This window comes from Agrococcus sp. HG114 (assembly GCF_024723325.1).
Lineage (GTDB): Bacteria > Actinomycetota > Actinomycetes > Actinomycetales > Microbacteriaceae > Agrococcus.
Window position 1 is genome coordinate 1 of record NZ_JANQCH010000053.1, and the last position, 15,111, is coordinate 15,111.

Sequence of the window (15,111 nt, forward strand, 5' to 3'; positions counted from 1 at the left end):
AGCCGGGTTCGGAGGAGCGCCCCGCGGGCGAGGCGCCCTCGCCGACCGGCGAGGGCGCGCGCGAGACCGGGCGCCAGGACCGCCGCGCGCGCTCGCCTCGTCGCATGCTCGGCCTCGTCGCGCTGCCGATCGTCGCGACGGTCGCGCTCACGGGCTGCGGCCCGCAGTACTGGCCGAGCGCCGACCCCGAGGCCGAGCCGACGAGCACGCCCACGCCGACGAGCCTCGAGGACACGCTCCCGCCGGTCGCGCTCACCGAGAACCAGTTCGACCGCGTGCTCGAGTCGACGAGGGCGACGGTCGCGGAGGCCGACGCGGCGCTGAGCGCGGAGGTCGCCGCGCGCCGCCTCACCGGTCCGACGCTCGACGCCCGCGCGACGAACTACCAGGTGCGCTCGCAGAACGCGGAGCTGGCAGCCGCCCCCGGCATCCCGGACGGCGAGGTCGAGCTGCTGCTGCCGCAGCAGACGGAGGTGTGGCCGCGCTCGGTCATGGCCGTCATCGGCTGGCAGGACGGCGCCCAGGCGCAGTCGGCGCTCATGTTCCAGCAGGCCGACGCGCGCTCGAACTACGAGCTCGTCTACATGATGACGCTCGCGTCCGGCGTGCAGCTGCCCGCGGTCGCGAGCCCGACGATCGGCGCGGCGAGCCTCCCCGGCGACACGCCGCTGCTGCAGCGCAAGCCGAACGAGATCACCGCCGCCTACGCCGACGTGCTGCTGAACGGCGCCGAGTCGCAGTTCAACTCGTGGTTCCGCGAGGAGGGCGATGCGCTGCGCGCCGAGATCGGCCGGCCCGCGAAGGACACCATGCGCGCGCTGCCCGAGTTCGAGCTCTCGAACCTCGAGTGGTCGGCCGCCGAGGACCCGCAAGCGCCGATGCTCCTCGTCACGAACGACGGCGGCGCCCTGCTCGCGACGTCGTTCACCGAGACGCAGCGCACGACGCCGAAGGAGGCGGGCGTCGAGATCGAGGCGCAGGCCGGGGCCGGCATCCTCGCCGGCGTCCAGCAGTCGGACTCGGGCATCGACACGACGTACCAGATCCAGGTCCTGTTCGCCGTGCCGCCCGCGGATGCGCCCGAGGGGACGCAGATCCAGGTCGTCGGCTACAGCCAGTCGCTCATCAGCGCGAGGGAGGTCCAGTGATGTCGGAAGCACGTCTGCCCGCCTCGATGGCCGGAGCCGTCGACCTGTCGGCGCTCGCCGCGAGGCACGACGCGCCGCCCGCCGCGGCACCGTCCGGATCCGTGTCGAGCGTCGTGATCGACGTCACGGACGCCGACTTCGGCCAGGTCGTCGAGCTCTCGAACCGGGTGCCGGTGATCATCGACATCTGGGCCGAGTGGTGCGGGCCGTGCAAGCAGCTCTCGCCCGTGCTCGAGCGCCTCGTCGAGAGCCACCGCGGGCGGCTCGTGCTGGCGAAGGTCGACGCCGACGCCAACCCGCAGCTCGTGCAGGCGTTCAACGCGCAGTCGATCCCGACGGTCGCCGCCGTCATCGGCGGGCGCCCCGCGCCCCTGTTCACGGGTGCACTGCCCGAGGAGCAGGTGCGCGACGTGCTCGAGCAGGTGCTCGCGTTCGCCGAGCAGCAGGGGATCACCGGCAGCGTGCCGATGGGGGAGCCGGGGGAGGGCGAGCCAGAGCCGGCCGCCGAGCCCGTGCCGCCGCTGCACCAGGAGGCGTACGACGCGCTCGAGCGGGGCGATCTCGACGCCGCGGTGGCCGCGTTCGAGAAGGCGATCGCGCAGAACCCGCGCGACACCGACGCGATCGCTGGCCTCGCGCAGGTCAACCTGCTCGCGCGGCTGCAGGGCAGGAGCGCCGACGACGTGCGCGCGGCGGCCGCGGCCGACCCGACCGATGTCGACGCGCAGCTGCTCGCCGCCGACCTCGACCTCTCGGGCGGTCACGTCGAGGACGCGTTCCTGCGGCTGCTCGACCTCATGGCGACCCTCTCGGGCGACGCGAAGCAGGACGTGCGGCTGCGCCTGCTCGACCACTTCGAGATCGTCGGGCTCGACGATCCGCGCGTCGCCGCGGCCCGCAAGCGCCTCACCGCGCTGCTCTACTGACGGATGCGCGCCGGGGCTGAGGCGCGAGGGCTGAGGCCCGAGACGGCCCCAGCCCTCCGCGCTCAGGCCCCCGTCGCAGGCCGAGGGCGCAGGATCAGCCCGGCGAGGGGCGGGATCGTGATCGTCGCCGAGGCCGGCCGACCGCCCCACGGCTCGTCGACCGCGTGGACGGTGCCGAGGTTGCCGACGCCCGAGCCGCCGAACTCCGAGGCGTCGGAGTTGACCGCCTCCTCCCACTCGCCGGCGAACGGCAGGCCCATCCGGTAGCCCTCGATCGGCCGGCCGGAGAAGTTCACGATCGCCGCGACCGGGTCCTGGTTCGCGCCCCAGCGCAGGAACGCGACGACGTTGTCCGACGAGTTGCCGCCGTCGATCCACTCGAAGCCGCCCGGCTCGTTGTCGCGCAGCCACAGCGCCTCGGTCTCGCGGTAGACGCGGTTCAGCTGCGACACGAGCGACATGAGGCCGCGGTGCACCGGCTGGTCGAGGATCCACCAGTCGAGCCCCCTGGCCTCGCTCCACTCGCTCGGCTGGCCGAACTCCTGGCCCATGAACAGCAGCTGCTTGCCGGGGTGCGCCCACATGAAGGTGAGGTACGCGCGCACCGACGCGAGCTTCTGCCACTGGTCGCCGGGCATCTTGCCGAGCAGCGAGCCCTTGCCGTGCACGACCTCGTCGTGGCTGATCGGCAGCACGAACTGCTCCGAGAACGCGTAGAGGAACGAGAACGTGATGTCGCCGTGGTGGTGGCTGCGGTACATCGGGTCGACCGCCATGTACTGGAGCGAGTCGTGCATCCAGCCCATGTTCCACTTGAGCCCGAAGCCCAGGCCGTCGGCGCTCGTGGGCCGCGTGACGCCCGGCCACGAGGTCGACTCCTCGGCGATCATCACGATGCCGGGGTGGCGGCGGTAGACCGTCGCGTTCACCTCCTGCAGGAGCGCGATGGCCTCGAGGTGCTCGCGCCCGCCGTGCACGTTCGGCAGCCACTCGCCCTCCTTGCGGGAGTAGTCGAGGTAGAGCATCGACGCGACGGCGTCGACGCGCAGGCCGTCGATGTGGAACTCCTCCATCCAGTACACCGCGTTCGCGACGAGGAAGTTCTTCACCTCGGGCCGTCCGAAGTCGAACACGTGCGTGCCCCAGTCGGGCTGGTCGCCGCGGCGCGGGTCGGGGTGCTCGTAGAGCGGGCGCCCGTCGAACCGGGCGAGCGCCCACTCGTCCTTCGGGAAGTGGCCGGGCACCCAGTCCATGATCACGCCGTAGCCCGCGCGGTGCAGCCGGTCGATGAGGTAGCGCAGGTCGTCGGGGTGGCCGAAGCGGCTCGTCGGGGCGTAGTAGCCCGTGACCTGGTACCCCCACGAGCCGCCGAACGGGTGCTCGGCGAGCGGCATGAACTCGACGTGCGTGAAGCCGGTCTCCTCGAGGTGCTCGATGAGCGCGTCGGCCATCTCGCGGTACCCGAGCCCGGGGCGCCACGAGCCGAAGTGCAGCTCGTAGACCGACATGGGCGAGTTGTGGGGGTCGCGCTCGGCGCGCGAGCGCATCCACTCGTCGTCGCTCCACGCGAAGCGGCTCGTGCCCACCTTGGACGCGGTCGCGGGAGGCACCTCGGTGTAGCGCGCCATGGGGTCGGCGCGGGTGACCCAGCCGTGGTCGGTGAGGATCTCGTACTTGTACGCCGCGTGCTCGAGGTCGCCGGGCACGAACAGCTCCCACACGCCGCTCGCGCCCATCGTGCGCATCGGGTGGCTGCGGCCGACCCAGTCGTTGAAGTCGCCGATGAGCCGCACGGCTCGCGCGTTGGGCGCCCACACCGCGAAGGCGGCGCCCCGCACCCCCTCGTGCTCGCGCAGCCGCGAGCCCAGCACCTTCCACGCCTGCTCGTGCCGGCCCTCGCGCCACAGGTGCAGGTCGAGCTCGCCGAGCGTCGGCGTGAAGCGGTACGGGTCCTCGGCCTCCCACGAGCCGCCGTCGCCGTACGCGGTGCGCAGGCGGTAGGGGCGGATGGGCCCGGGCACCCGGGCCTGCCACACGCCGTGGCCGAGGTGCTCCATCGGCGTCTCGCCGTCCTCGCCGACGACGGTGACGGCGTCGGCGAGGTGGCGCACCGCGCGCACGACGTGCTCGGCGGCGCCGGCGCCCGCGGGCTCCGCGGGGTGCGCGCCGAGCAGGTCGTGGGGCGCCGGATGGGCGCCGTCCGCGAGGGCGCGGAGGGTCGAGTCGTCGAGCATCATGCTTCCGATCGTCGTACGTGGATGATGTGCGCCGGCTCCACGAAGGCGTCGAGCCGCACGAAGTTGTGGTCGCTCCACGTCCACGTCTCGCCGCTGATGAGGTCGTGCGCCTCGAAGCGCTCGCCGGGCCGCAGGCCCAGCTTCGTCAGGTCGAGGTGCACCGTCGTCTGCCGCGCCGAGTGCGGATCGACGTTCGCGACCACGACGATCGTGTCGTCCTCGCCCGACTCGGTGAAGCGCCCCTCGACGTGCTTCGAGTAGACGAGCACGGCATCGTCGTCCGACCAGTGCACGTCGAGCGCCCACAGCTGCCGGATCGCCGGGTGCGCCGCGCGGATCTCGTTGAGGCGCGCGATGTACGGGGCGATCGAGGTCCCGTTGCGCTCCGCCTGCTCCCAGTCGCGCGGCCTGTACTCGTACTTCTCGTTGTCGATCGCCTCCTCGGCCCCGGGCCGGGCGACGTCCTCGATGAGCTCGTAGCCCGCGTACATGCCCCACGTGGGCACGGCGGTCGCGGCGATCGCCGCGCGCACCTTGAACGCGGGCACGCCGCCGAACTGCAGGTACTCGGTGAGGATGTCGGGGGTGTTGACCCAGAACGCCGGCTTGAACCACGCCGCCTGGTCGCCCGTCACCTCCTGCAGGTACTCCTCGAGCTCGGCCTTCGTGTTGCGCCACGCGAAGTAGGTGTACGACTGCTGGAACCCCACCTGCGCGAGCGCCTGCATGACGGCCGGACGGGTGAACGCCTCCGCGAGGAAGACGATGTCGCCGTGCTGGGCGTTCACCTCGCCGATGAGCCGCTCCCAGAACCACAGCGGCTTCGTGTGCGGGTTGTCGACGCGGAAGATGCGCACGCCGCACGCGATCCACTGCTCGAGGATGCGCCGCACCTCGGCGACGATCCCCTCGGGGTCGTTGTCGAAGTTGACGGGGTAGATGTCCTGGTACTTCTTCGGCGGGTTCTCGGCGAACGCGATCGAGCCGTCGGGCAGCGTCGTGAACCACTCCGGATGCTCGGCGACCCACGGGTGGTCCGGTGCGGCCTGGAGGGCGAGGTCCATCGCCACCTCGAGCCCCGCATCCGCCGCCCTCGCGACGAAGTCGCGGAAGTCGTCGATCGTGCCGAGGTCGGGGTGGATCGCGTCGTGGCCGCCGTGCCGCGAGCCGATGGCCCACGGGCTGCCGGGGTCGCCCGGCTGCGGCGTGAGGGTGTTGTTGCGCCCCTTGCGGTTGACCTCGCCGATCGGGTGCACGGGCGGCAGGTAGACGACGTCGAAGCCCATCGCCTTGACGGCGGGCAGCCGTTCGGCCGCGGTCGCGAAGGTGCCGGAGCGCCACGAGCCGTCGGGGAGCCGCTCGGCGCCCTCCGAGCGGGGGAAGAGCTCGTACCACGCGCCGACGGCGGCGCGCGTGCGCTCGACGCGCAGCGCGACGGGGTCGGATGCGGTCACGAGCGACCGCGGGCGGTGCCGGTCGAGCGCGCCGAGCACGTCGGGGTCGTTGACCGAGGCCCATCGCTGCAGGATCGGCGCCCGCGAGTCCTTCAGCGCGGTCGCGGCGCCCGCGAGCAGCGTCGCGTCGGGGCCGGTCGCCGCGCGCGCGGCGCGCGCGAGCAGCTGCGATCCCATGACCGCCATGAGCTCGACGTCCATGCCCGCGGGGATCTTGATCTCGGCGTTGTGGTGCCACGTCGCCCACTCGTCGGCCCACGCCTCGACGTGCCAGCGCCACATGCCCTGCTCGTCGACCTGCGCGCGCGCGAGCCAGCGGTCGAAGCCGTCGTGGAGCGGCTCCATCGGCACGCGCCGCTCGATGCCCGCGGGGGAGCGCAGCACGAGCGTCACGCCGATGCGGTCGTGCCCCTCGCGGAACGCGACGGCCCGGAACGGGATGACGTCGCCGACCACCGCCTTCGCGGGGAACCTGCCGCCCGGCTGCTGCGGGTAGAGGTCGAGCACCGGGATCCGGCCGGACAGGACTTCGCTCTGCTTCGCCACGAGCACAACCTATCCACCGCTCCTGCACGTCTGCGAGGAAGCCCGCACTAGGCTCGGGACACGTGAGAGCGATCCGCAGGTTCACCGTCCGCACGTCACTCCCCGAGCCGCTGCGCCGTCTCGAGCAGCTCGCCTCCAACCTCCGCTGGTCGTGGCACGAGCCCACGCGCGAGCTCTTCCGCGAGATCTCGCTCGAGGGGTGGCGCGCGACCGGCCACGACCCCGTGCAGCTGCTCGGCTGGGTCGGCACCGAGCGGCTCGAGCAGCTCGCGGCCGACGACGCGTTCGTCGCCCGGGTCGACGCGCTCGCCGACGACCTCGACCACTACCTCTCGCAGGCGCGCTGGTACCAGTCGCTCGAGGACGCGCCCGAGGCGATCGCCTACTTCTCACCCGAGTTCGGCATCACGAGCGCGCTGCCGCAGTACTCCGGCGGGCTCGGCATCCTCGCCGGCGACCACCTCAAGGCCGCGAGCGACCTCGGCGTGCCGATCGTGGGCGTCGGGCTCTTCTACCAGGCCGGCTACTTCAAGCAGGCGATCTCGCGCGAGGGCTGGCAGGAGGAGACCTACCCCGTCCTCGACCCCGACGGTCTGCCGCTCACGATCCTGCGCCGGCCGGACGGCGCCCACGCGACGGTCGCGATCGCCCTGCCGGGCGGCCGCACGCTGCACGCGCGCATCTGGCAGGCGACGATCGGCCGGGTGCCGCTGCTGCTGCTCGACACCAACATCCTCGAGAACGACGACGACCTGCGCCGGGTCGCCGACCGGCTGTACGGCGGGGGCGGCGAGCACCGGCTGCAGCAGGAGCTGCTGCTCGGCATCGGCGGCGTGCGCGCCCTCGACGTCTACGCCGAGCTCACGGGCGCGCCGAAGCCCGGCGTGTTCCACTCGAACGAGGGCCACGCGGGCTTCCTCGGCATCGAGCGCGTGTCGCAGCTCGTCTCGCGCGAGGGGCTCTCGTTCGACGAGGCGCTCGCGGTCGTGCGCGCCGGCACCGTGTTCACGACGCACACCCCCGTGCCCGCGGGCATCGACCGCTTCGACGTCGAGCTCGTCCGCCGCCACCTCACGCACGAGCTCGTGCCGGGCGTCGACGTCGAGCGCGTGCTCGCCCTCGGCCGCGAGGAGGACCCGGCGATCTTCAACATGGCGCAGCTCGGCTTCTCGATCGCGCAGCGCGCGAACGGCGTCTCGAAGCTGCACGGCGCCGTGAGCCGCGCGATGTTCCACGAGCGCTGGCCCGGGTTCGACACCGACGAGGTGCCCATCACGTCCGTGACCAACGGGGTGCACGCATCCACCTGGACCTCGCCCGTGCTCAAGCACCTCGCCGAGCGCGAGCTCGGCACGCTCGACACGACGCGCTGCGACTGGGCCTCCGACGCCGTCTCGGACGAGACGATCTGGGCGGCGCGGAACGAGATGCGCCGGCAGACGATCGAGGACGCCCGGGCGCGCACGCGCCGGAAGCACGAGCGCAACGAGGGCGTCGCGCCGGCCTGGATCGACCGCATGCTCGACCCCGACGTGCTCACGATCGGGTTCGCGCGGCGCGTGCCGACGTACAAGCGGCTCACGCTCATGCTCCACGACCGCGACCGCCTCCGGGCGCTGCTCACGCACCCCGAGCGGCCGGTGCAGCTCATCATCGCCGGCAAGTCGCACCCCGCCGACGAGGCGGGCAAGGGCCTCATCCAGGAGCTCGTGCGCTTCTCGCAGGAGCCCGAGGTGCGCGGCCGCATCGTGTTCCTCGAGAACTACGACATCTCGATGGCGAAGACGCTCTACCCGGGCTGCGACGTGTGGCTCAACAACCCGCTGCGGCCGCTCGAGGCGTGCGGCACGTCGGGCATGAAGGCGGCGCTCAACGGCTCGCTCAACCTGTCGATCCTCGACGGCTGGTGGGAGGAGTACTTCGACGGCAAGAACGGCTGGGCGATCCCCTCGGCGCACGGCCAGATGGATGCCGCGCAGCGCGACGCGTTCGAGGCGAACGCGCTCTACGAGCTCATCGAGCACCAGGTCGCCCCGCGCTTCTACGACCGCGACGAGCGCGGGCTGCCTGCGGCGTGGATCGCGTCGATCCGGCACACGCTCGCGACGCTGAGCCCCGAGCTCTCCGCCGAGCGCATGCTCGCCGAGTACGTCACGCGCCTCTACGCGCCCGCGGGCCGCGCTGCGGCTGTCGCCGGGGCAGAGGGAGCCGCGGCCGGTCGGGAGTTCGCCGCATGGACGGGGCGGATGCGCGACGCGTTCGGCGCGGTCGAGGTGCGGCACGTCGAGGTCGAGGGCGTCGACACGCCGCCGATCATCGGCGACACGGTGCGCGTGCGCGCGCTCGTGGGGCTCGGGGCGCTGAGCCCCGAGGACGTGACGGTCGAGGTCGTCGCGGGCACCGTGACGGAGGAGGGCGAGCTGCGCCGGTCGCGGCGCTTCGCGCTCGATCCGGTGGGGCCCGAGGGCGACAGCCACCGGTTCGAGGCGGCGATCCCGCTCTCGACCGCCGGCACGTTCGGCTACACCGTGCGGGTCGTGCCGAAGCACCCCATGCTCGCCGACGAGGCGGAGCTCGGCCTCGTGGCCTACGCCAAGGGCTGAGCGGCCGGCGGCGTGGCCGGCGCCGTCGGCGGCGTGCGGTAGCGCACGACCGTCGGCGCCGGCGTGCCCGCAGCCGGCAGGCCGTGCACGGCGTAGACCCGCAGGCTCATCGGGGTGATCCCGATCTCGGCGCCCGGCGGCACGAGCTCCTCACCGGCGCCGTCGAGCGCGGAGTCCCACAGCAGCTCGTAGTCCGTGGTGCCGTCGGCTTCCGGCAGCACGACGACCCGGTCGCGCGGCGAGCCGTGGAAGATCACGAGCACGCGCGAGTAGGGCTCGTCGACGGGCGTCGACTCGGCGAGCATCTGCATCGTGCGGTCGTGCGAGTGGTCCCAGTCGTCGATCGTCATGTGGAGGCCGTCGGCGTTGTACCAGTCGAGCCGTGACGAGCCCGCGACGCGCTGCCCGCCCTGCCCGTACTCGCGCGGCCGGAGCGCGGGGTGCTCGCGGCGCAGGCGCAGCAGGCGGCGCGTCTGCTCGAGGAACGCATCCTGCCAGTCCTTCCGCTCCCACCGCATCCATGTCAGTGCCGAGTCCTGGCAGTAGGCGTTGTTGTTGCCCCGCTGCGTGCGCCCGAACTCGTCGCCCATCGTCAGCATCGGCACGCCGGCCGAGACGAGCAGCGTGCCGAGCAGGTTGCGCATCGACTTGCGGCGGTCGAGCTCGATCGCGATGTCGTCGCTGCGGCCCTCGACGCCGTGGTTGTACGAGCGGTTCTCGTCGGCGCCGTCGCGGTTGTCCTCGCCGTTGGCCTCGTTGTGCTTGCGGTCGTAGCGCGTGAGGTCGGTGAGCGTGAAGCCGTCGTGGGCGGTGATGAAGTTGAGGCTCTCGACCGGGCCCCGCTCCGAGGCGATCAGGCCCTCGGAGCCCGAGACGGCGTGGGCGAGCGGACCGACGCCCGTCGCGCCGTGGCCGCCCTCCCGGAAGGACCGGTAGTCGCTCAGCCAGAACTGGCGCACGGTGTCGCGGAAGCGGTCGTTCCACTCGGAGAAGCCGGTCGGGAAGCGCCCCGTCTGCCAGCCGTCGGGGCCGATGTCCCACGGCTCGGCGATCATCGTGGCGCTCGCGAGGGCCGGGTCGGCGAGGATGCGCCGCAGCAGCGGGTGCTGCGGGTCGAAGGCGCCGTCGGCGCCGCGGCCGAGGGTGACGGCGAGGTCGAAGCGGAAGCCGTCGACCTGCATCTCGCGGTGCCAGTAGCGCAGCGAGTCGAGCACGAGCTCCTGCGCGGCGGGCTCGGAGAGGTCGACGGTGTTGCCGCAGCCGGTCCAGTCGACGAGGCGCCCCTCGTCGTCGTGGCGGTAGTACGCGGCGCTGTCGATGAGCCGCAGGCTCGAGGGCGGGCCGGCCGCTCCCTCCTCCGCCGTGTGGTTGTAGACGACGTCGAGGAAGACCTGCAGCCCCGCCTCGTGCAGGAGCCGCACCATGCCCTTGACCTCGCGCAGCACGCCGCCCGTGCCGTCGAACTGCGCCTGCCGGGACGCGTAGGCGATGTGCGGGGCGAACCAGCTGAGGGAGTTGTAGCCCCAGTGGTTCACGCGCCCCTGCTGGATGAGCCGCTGCTCCGAGACGAAGAGGTGGATGGGCAGCAGCTGCACCGTGGTGACGCCGAGGTCCTTGAGGTACGCGATCGTCGACGGATGCGCGAGGCCCGCGTACGTGCCGCGCAGCTCCTTGGGCATGTGCGGGCTCAGCTTGGTGAGCCCCTTGACGTGCGCCTCGTAGATGACCTGCCGCTGCCGCGGGATGCGCGGCCGCTCGACGCCGCCCCAGTCGAAGTCGTCGACCGTGACGGTCGCCCGGTGCTGCCCGTGCGGGGTGCGCACGATGCCGCGCGCGTGCGGCGGCACCGCGTGCCGGTCGGGGTCGAACGCGTGGCCGGGGCCCGCTGGGCCGTGCACGCCGATCGCGTACGGGGTGCCGACCTGCAGCAGCGCGGTGTCGACCGTGAACTCCTCGCCGACGCGCTCCATCGGCACGGTGTGCACGAGCCAGTCGGGGTCGGTGGCGTCGAACACCCGCAGCTCCATCGCCGTCGCGTGCCGCGACCAGACGGTGAGCCGGTGGCCGCCGGGGGTGCGCTCGATGCCCCGCACGAACCCCCCGCCAGACGTCACGCGCTCTAGGGTAGGGGAGCGTGCACGAGTTCGATCACGCGGCGGCGACGCCGATGCGCGAGTCGGTGCGGCAGGCCCTCGCCGATGCCGAGCCGCTCGCGAACCCCGCGTCGACGCACCGCGCCGGGCAGCGCGCCCGGGCCGTGCTCGAGGACGCCCGCGAGCGGCTCGCCGGCGCGCTCGGCGCGCACCCGACCGAGGTCGTGCTCACCTCGGGCGGCACCGAGTCGATCAACCTCGCGCTCAAGGGCTCGTGGTGGGCGGCCCGCGACGAGGGCCGCGGCACCGCGATCGTCGTGCCCGTCGCCGAGCACCACGCGACCCTCGACGCGGTCGCGTGGCTCGAGGCGCAGGGCGCGGAGGCCCGCTGGGTGGGCGTCGACGCGCACGCGGTGACCGACGCCGACGCGTTCGGGGCGGCGCTCGCGACGGGCGGCGCCGCCGTCGCGACGATGCTCGTGGCGAGCAACGAGGTCGGCTCGCTGCAGCCCGTCGGTGCGGTCGCGGATGCGTCGGCGCGCGCGGGCGTGCCGCTGCACCTCGACGCCGTGGGCGCGTTCGGGCACGTGCCGCTGCGCTTCGCGGAGACGGGGGCCGCGCTCATGAGCGTCGCGAGCCACAAGATCGGCGGACCGCACGGCGTCGGCGCGCTCGTCGTGCGCCGGGATGCGCGGCTGCAGGCGCTGCACCACGGCGGCGGTCAGCAGCGCGGGCTGCGCTCCGGCACGCAGGACGCGCTCGGGGCGTCGCTGTTCGCGCTCGCCGCGGAGGAGGCGCTCGCCGAGCTCGACGCCGAGGCGACGCGCCTGCACGAGCTGACCACGCGCATCCTCGCCCTCGCCGCGACGCTCCCCGGCGTCCGCCTGCTCGCGGCAGAGGAGCGGCTGCCGCACATCGCGCACCTCGTCGTCGAGGGCGCGAGCGGCGAGGCGCTGCAGTTCCTGCTCGACGAGGCCGGCTTCGCCGTCTCGAACGGCTCGGCCTGCTCGGCGGGGGTCGCGCGGGAGTCGCACGTCGTGCGCGCGTGCGGGGTCGAGGGCGCGGCGCCGCTGCGCCTCTCACTCGGGCGCACGACGACCGAGGCCGAGGTCGAGGCGCTGCTCGCGGCGCTGCCGCCCGCGGTCGAGCGCGCTCGACGGCTCTAGGGCCGAGTGCCCTGCACGGGACCGCTCCGCGCGCCCGCGGGGCGGTCGCGACGCGCGATGGTCGAGCCCGGCTAGGGGCGTGGATCGACGCTGCCGCCGCGTCGCATTCGGGCGCGCCGGGCTGACGCCTCCGACGCGAGCGCCGCGATGAGCCCACCGGCCGCGTCGGCGACCAGGTCGGTGAGCGTGTCCTCGTAGCCGACGCCGATGCCGGGCGCGATGAGCGCGTGGCCCGCCCACTCGCCGAGCTCCCACAGGAGTCCGAGCGTCGCGACCGCGGTCGTGACGTGCAGCACGCGGGCCGCGGCGCCGTCGGCGCCACCAGGCACGAGGTGAGCGCGCAGCAGGAGCGTGCGGGCGAGGAGCGCGAGCACCGCGCCGGTCGCGAGGTGCGCGGCGAGGTCGAGGCCCGGCACGAGCTGGTAGGCCCCGAGCGCCGCGAACCAGGCGGCGGCTGCGAGCACGACCTGCGAGACGGCGTCGGCGGCCGTGCTCATGCGCGCGAACCGCAGTGCCATCGTGCCGCCGAGCGCGAGCAGCATCGCTGCCGCGGCCGGGCCCCCCGCGACCGCCCAGGCGCCCGGCACCGAGGCGGCGACCGCGATGCGCAGCGCGTCGGTCGGCAGCCAGCGGCCTTGGCCCTCGAGCCAGCTCACCGCTGGGTCTCGGGCTCGCGCAGGCCGCGCCCGGCGAAGCGGTGCAGCCAGCGGCGCCCGGCCGAGCCGTCGATCGCCCAGTTGCGCCGGAACGTGCGCATCGCCATCGCGAGCCGGTCGGCCGTCGCCTGTCGGCTGCGGAAGATCCGTCCCTCGGCCTCGACGCGCAGCCGCGGGTCGAAGCGCACCCGGGCGCGCGGTCCGAGCCGCATCGAGAGGTCGATGTCGTCGTGCACGCGCGGGTCGAGGCGCTCGACCTGCGCGGCGACCGCCTGCCACGCCGAGCGGCGCACCGCCATGTTCGAGCCCCACAGCGGCACGTTCGCGATCGCGGCGCCGCTCGCGCCGAACGCGCCGATCGCGTAGGCGAGGCTCGCGGCGCCTCGCCATGGCCGCGGCACGTCGGTGAAGCTGCCGGGGCCCGTGAGCCCGTCGAGCTGCTCGTCGTCGGCGAAGGCGGTGCGGATGCGCTCGATCCAGTCCGTCGGCACGAGCGAGTCGGCGTCGCACCGCGCGATGACGTCGCCGCGGGCGGCGTCGTAGCCCGCGGCGGCCGCGGCAGGGATCCCGCGGCGCGGCTCGAGCACGACCCTCGCGCCCGCAGCGCGCGCGACGCCGCCCGAGCCGTCGCCGCTGCCGTTGTCGACGACCACGACCTCGAGCGGAGCCACCGTCTGCGCCGCGAGCCGCGCGAGGCAGCGCGCGAGCGCGGTCGCGTCGTCGCGCACGGGGATCACCACCGAGACGGTGGGCGGATCTGCCGCTGCGGTCACGGCGCCAGCCTGGCACCTCCGCCCGGGGGATGGCTGGTGCTCGGTAGCCTGGAGGCCATGAAGGTGCTGGCTGCGATGTCGGGCGGGGTCGACTCCGCCGTCGCCGCCGCGCGCGCCGTCGACGCCGGTCACGAGGTCGTCGGCGTGCACCTCGCGCTCAGCCGCATGCCGGGCACGCTCCGCACCGGCAGCCGCGGCTGCTGCACCGTCGAGGACGCGATGGATGCGCGCCGGGTCGCCGACCGGCTCGGCATCCCGTTCTACGTGTGGGACTTCTCGGAGCGCTTCGCCGACGCCGTCGTGCAGGACTTCGTCGACGAGTACGCCGCCGGTCGCACCCCCAACCCGTGCTTGCGCTGCAACGAGCGGATCAAGTTCGAGGCGCTGCTCGACCGCGCGATCGGCCTCGGGTTCGACCGCGTCGTCACGGGGCACTACGCGCGCGTCGAGCACGGCCCGGCGGGGCCGGAGCTGCACCGCGCGGCTGACTGGGCGAAGGACCAGTCGTACGTGCTGGGAGTGCTCACGGGCGAGCAGCTCGAGCACTGCTGGTTCCCGCTCGCCGACACCCCCACGAAGGCCGAGGTCCGTGCCGAGGCCGCGGAGCGCGGCTTCCTGCTCGCGCAGAAGCCCGACAGCCACGACATCTGCTTCATCCCGGACGGCGACACCCGCGGCTTCCTCGCCGAGCGGCTCGGCACGGCACCGGGCGAGATCGTCGATCGCGACGGCGCGGTCGTCGGCACCCACGAGGGCGTCCACGGCTACACGGTCGGGCAGCGCCGAGGCCTCTCGCTCGGCGTGCCCTCGCCCGACGGCCGACCGCGGTTCGTGCTCGAGGTCAAGCCCTCGTCGCGGCAGATCGTCGTCGGCCCGAAGGAGGCGCTCGCCGTGGCGCGCCTGGCCGGCACCCGCGTCTCCCATGCGGGCGCCGCGCATCCGGGCCTCGCCGCAGGCATCGACGTCGAGGTGCAGATCCGCGCCCACGCCGACCCCGTGCCCGCGCGGGCGCAGCTCGAGGGGGACGAGCTCGTGATCGACCCCGTCGCGCCGCTCACGGGCGTCGCGACCGGCCAGTCGGCGGTGCTCTACCTCGGCACCCGCGTGCTCGGCCAGGTGACGATCGACCGCACGGTCGCGGCCGACCGCGCCCCGCAGCCGGCCTGACGCCCGCCCGGGCTGGAAGCTCAGTGCCCGCCGTGCTCGTCGACGTCGAGCGGGGGAGCGGCCGGAGCCGGCGCGCCGTGCTCGCCGTGCGCGACGGCGAAGCGCCCCGCATGCGTGCCGGCGAGCGCGGCGGTCGTGACCGTCGCGACGACCGCCGACGAGGCGAGGAGCGCGAGCATCGTCGGCAGCGGCCTCGCCGCAGCGGGGGCGGCCGCGCGGGCGAGCAGGACCGCCGCCGAGAGCGCGAGGGCGGACTCGGCGAGCATCGGCCCGAGCGGGAGGCTCTCCGCTGCCGCCGGGGCGAGCAGCAGCGCCGCGAGCCACGCGAGCGTCGGGGCGCTG

General features: G+C 73.9%; 9 protein-coding genes and 2 pseudogenes. 5 read left to right on the forward strand and 6 right to left on the reverse strand.

Features of this window, described 5'->3' with window-relative positions; all coding sequences use genetic code 11:
* Together NWP09_RS07045 and NWP09_RS07050 are read left to right on the forward strand one after the other, a co-directional pair.
* Positions 1–1,148: pseudogene (locus NWP09_RS07045) on the forward strand (hypothetical protein); the annotation flags it as partial.
* Positions 1,148–2,074: a tetratricopeptide repeat protein gene (locus NWP09_RS07050; protein ID WP_258274823.1), complete on the forward strand. Its 927-nt coding sequence runs from the start codon at positions 1,148–1,150 to the stop codon at positions 2,072–2,074. The pseudogene NWP09_RS07045 and the gene NWP09_RS07050, both read left to right, overlap by 1 nt.
* A 62-nt stretch (positions 2,075–2,136) precedes the next feature.
* Here the strand turns inward: NWP09_RS07050 and glgB are convergent, their stop codons facing one another.
* Both glgB and NWP09_RS07060 read right to left on the reverse strand, forming a co-directional pair.
* Positions 2,137–4,311 carry a 1,4-alpha-glucan branching protein GlgB gene (gene glgB, locus NWP09_RS07055; protein WP_258274824.1) on the reverse strand — a complete coding sequence of 725 codons (2,175 nt, stop codon included), beginning with the start codon at positions 4,309–4,311 and terminating at the stop codon, positions 2,137–2,139.
* Complete coding sequence (locus NWP09_RS07060; RefSeq protein WP_258274825.1) at positions 4,308–6,311, reverse strand: alpha-1,4-glucan--maltose-1-phosphate maltosyltransferase; 2,004 nt, start codon at positions 6,309–6,311, stop codon at positions 4,308–4,310. The genes glgB and NWP09_RS07060 overlap by 4 nt, the downstream gene beginning before the upstream one ends.
* Positions 6,312–6,373: 62 nt before the next feature.
* Between NWP09_RS07060 and glgP the strand changes: the two genes are divergently transcribed.
* Positions 6,374–8,914 carry an alpha-glucan family phosphorylase gene (gene glgP / locus NWP09_RS07065; RefSeq protein ID WP_258274826.1) on the forward strand — a complete coding sequence of 847 codons (2,541 nt, stop codon included), beginning with the start codon at positions 6,374–6,376 and terminating at the stop codon, positions 8,912–8,914.
* Here glgP and glgX read toward each other — a convergent pair.
* Entirely contained in the window at positions 8,899–11,028 is a 2,130-nt protein-coding gene (gene glgX / locus NWP09_RS07070; protein WP_258274827.1) for a glycogen debranching protein GlgX, read from the reverse strand. The genes glgP and glgX overlap by 16 nt on opposite strands.
* Before the next feature lie 20 nt (positions 11,029–11,048).
* Between glgX and NWP09_RS07075 the strand changes: the two genes are divergently transcribed.
* A complete protein-coding gene (locus tag NWP09_RS07075; protein WP_258274828.1) occupies positions 11,049–12,173 on the forward strand; it encodes a cysteine desulfurase family protein in 1,125 nt (374 codons plus the stop codon).
* A 71-nt stretch (positions 12,174–12,244) separates the two neighbouring features.
* Here NWP09_RS07075 and NWP09_RS07080 read toward each other — a convergent pair whose 3' ends face one another.
* Positions 12,245–12,829: a hypothetical protein gene (locus NWP09_RS07080; protein ID WP_258274829.1), complete on the reverse strand. Its 585-nt coding sequence runs from the start codon at positions 12,827–12,829 to the stop codon at positions 12,245–12,247.
* A complete protein-coding gene (locus NWP09_RS07085; protein ID WP_258274830.1) occupies positions 12,826–13,602 on the reverse strand; it encodes a glycosyltransferase family 2 protein in 777 nt (258 codons plus the stop codon). The genes NWP09_RS07080 and NWP09_RS07085 overlap by 4 nt, the downstream gene beginning before the upstream one ends.
* 57 nt (positions 13,603–13,659) lie before the next feature.
* Between NWP09_RS07085 and mnmA the strand changes: the two genes are divergently transcribed.
* Positions 13,660–14,769 carry a tRNA 2-thiouridine(34) synthase MnmA gene (gene mnmA / locus NWP09_RS07090; RefSeq protein WP_258274831.1) on the forward strand — a complete coding sequence of 370 codons (1,110 nt, stop codon included), beginning with the start codon at positions 13,660–13,662 and terminating at the stop codon, positions 14,767–14,769.
* A 20-nt stretch (positions 14,770–14,789) separates the two neighbouring features.
* Here mnmA and NWP09_RS07095 read toward each other — a convergent pair.
* Positions 14,790–15,111 (reverse strand): annotated as a pseudogene (locus NWP09_RS07095) (hypothetical protein); the annotation flags it as partial.

Bases quoted from the DNA above. Each gene is read 5' to 3' on its own strand.
- NWP09_RS07050 (WP_258274823.1), top strand. From the start codon at position 1,148: ATGTCGGAAGCACGTCTGCCCGCCTCGATGGCCGGAGCCGTCGACCTG.
- glgB (WP_258274824.1), bottom strand. From the start codon at position 4,311: ATGATGCTCGACGACTCGACCCTCCGCGCCCTCGCGGACGGCGCCCAT.
- mnmA (WP_258274831.1), top strand. From the start codon at position 13,660: ATGAAGGTGCTGGCTGCGATGTCGGGCGGGGTCGACTCCGCCGTCGCC.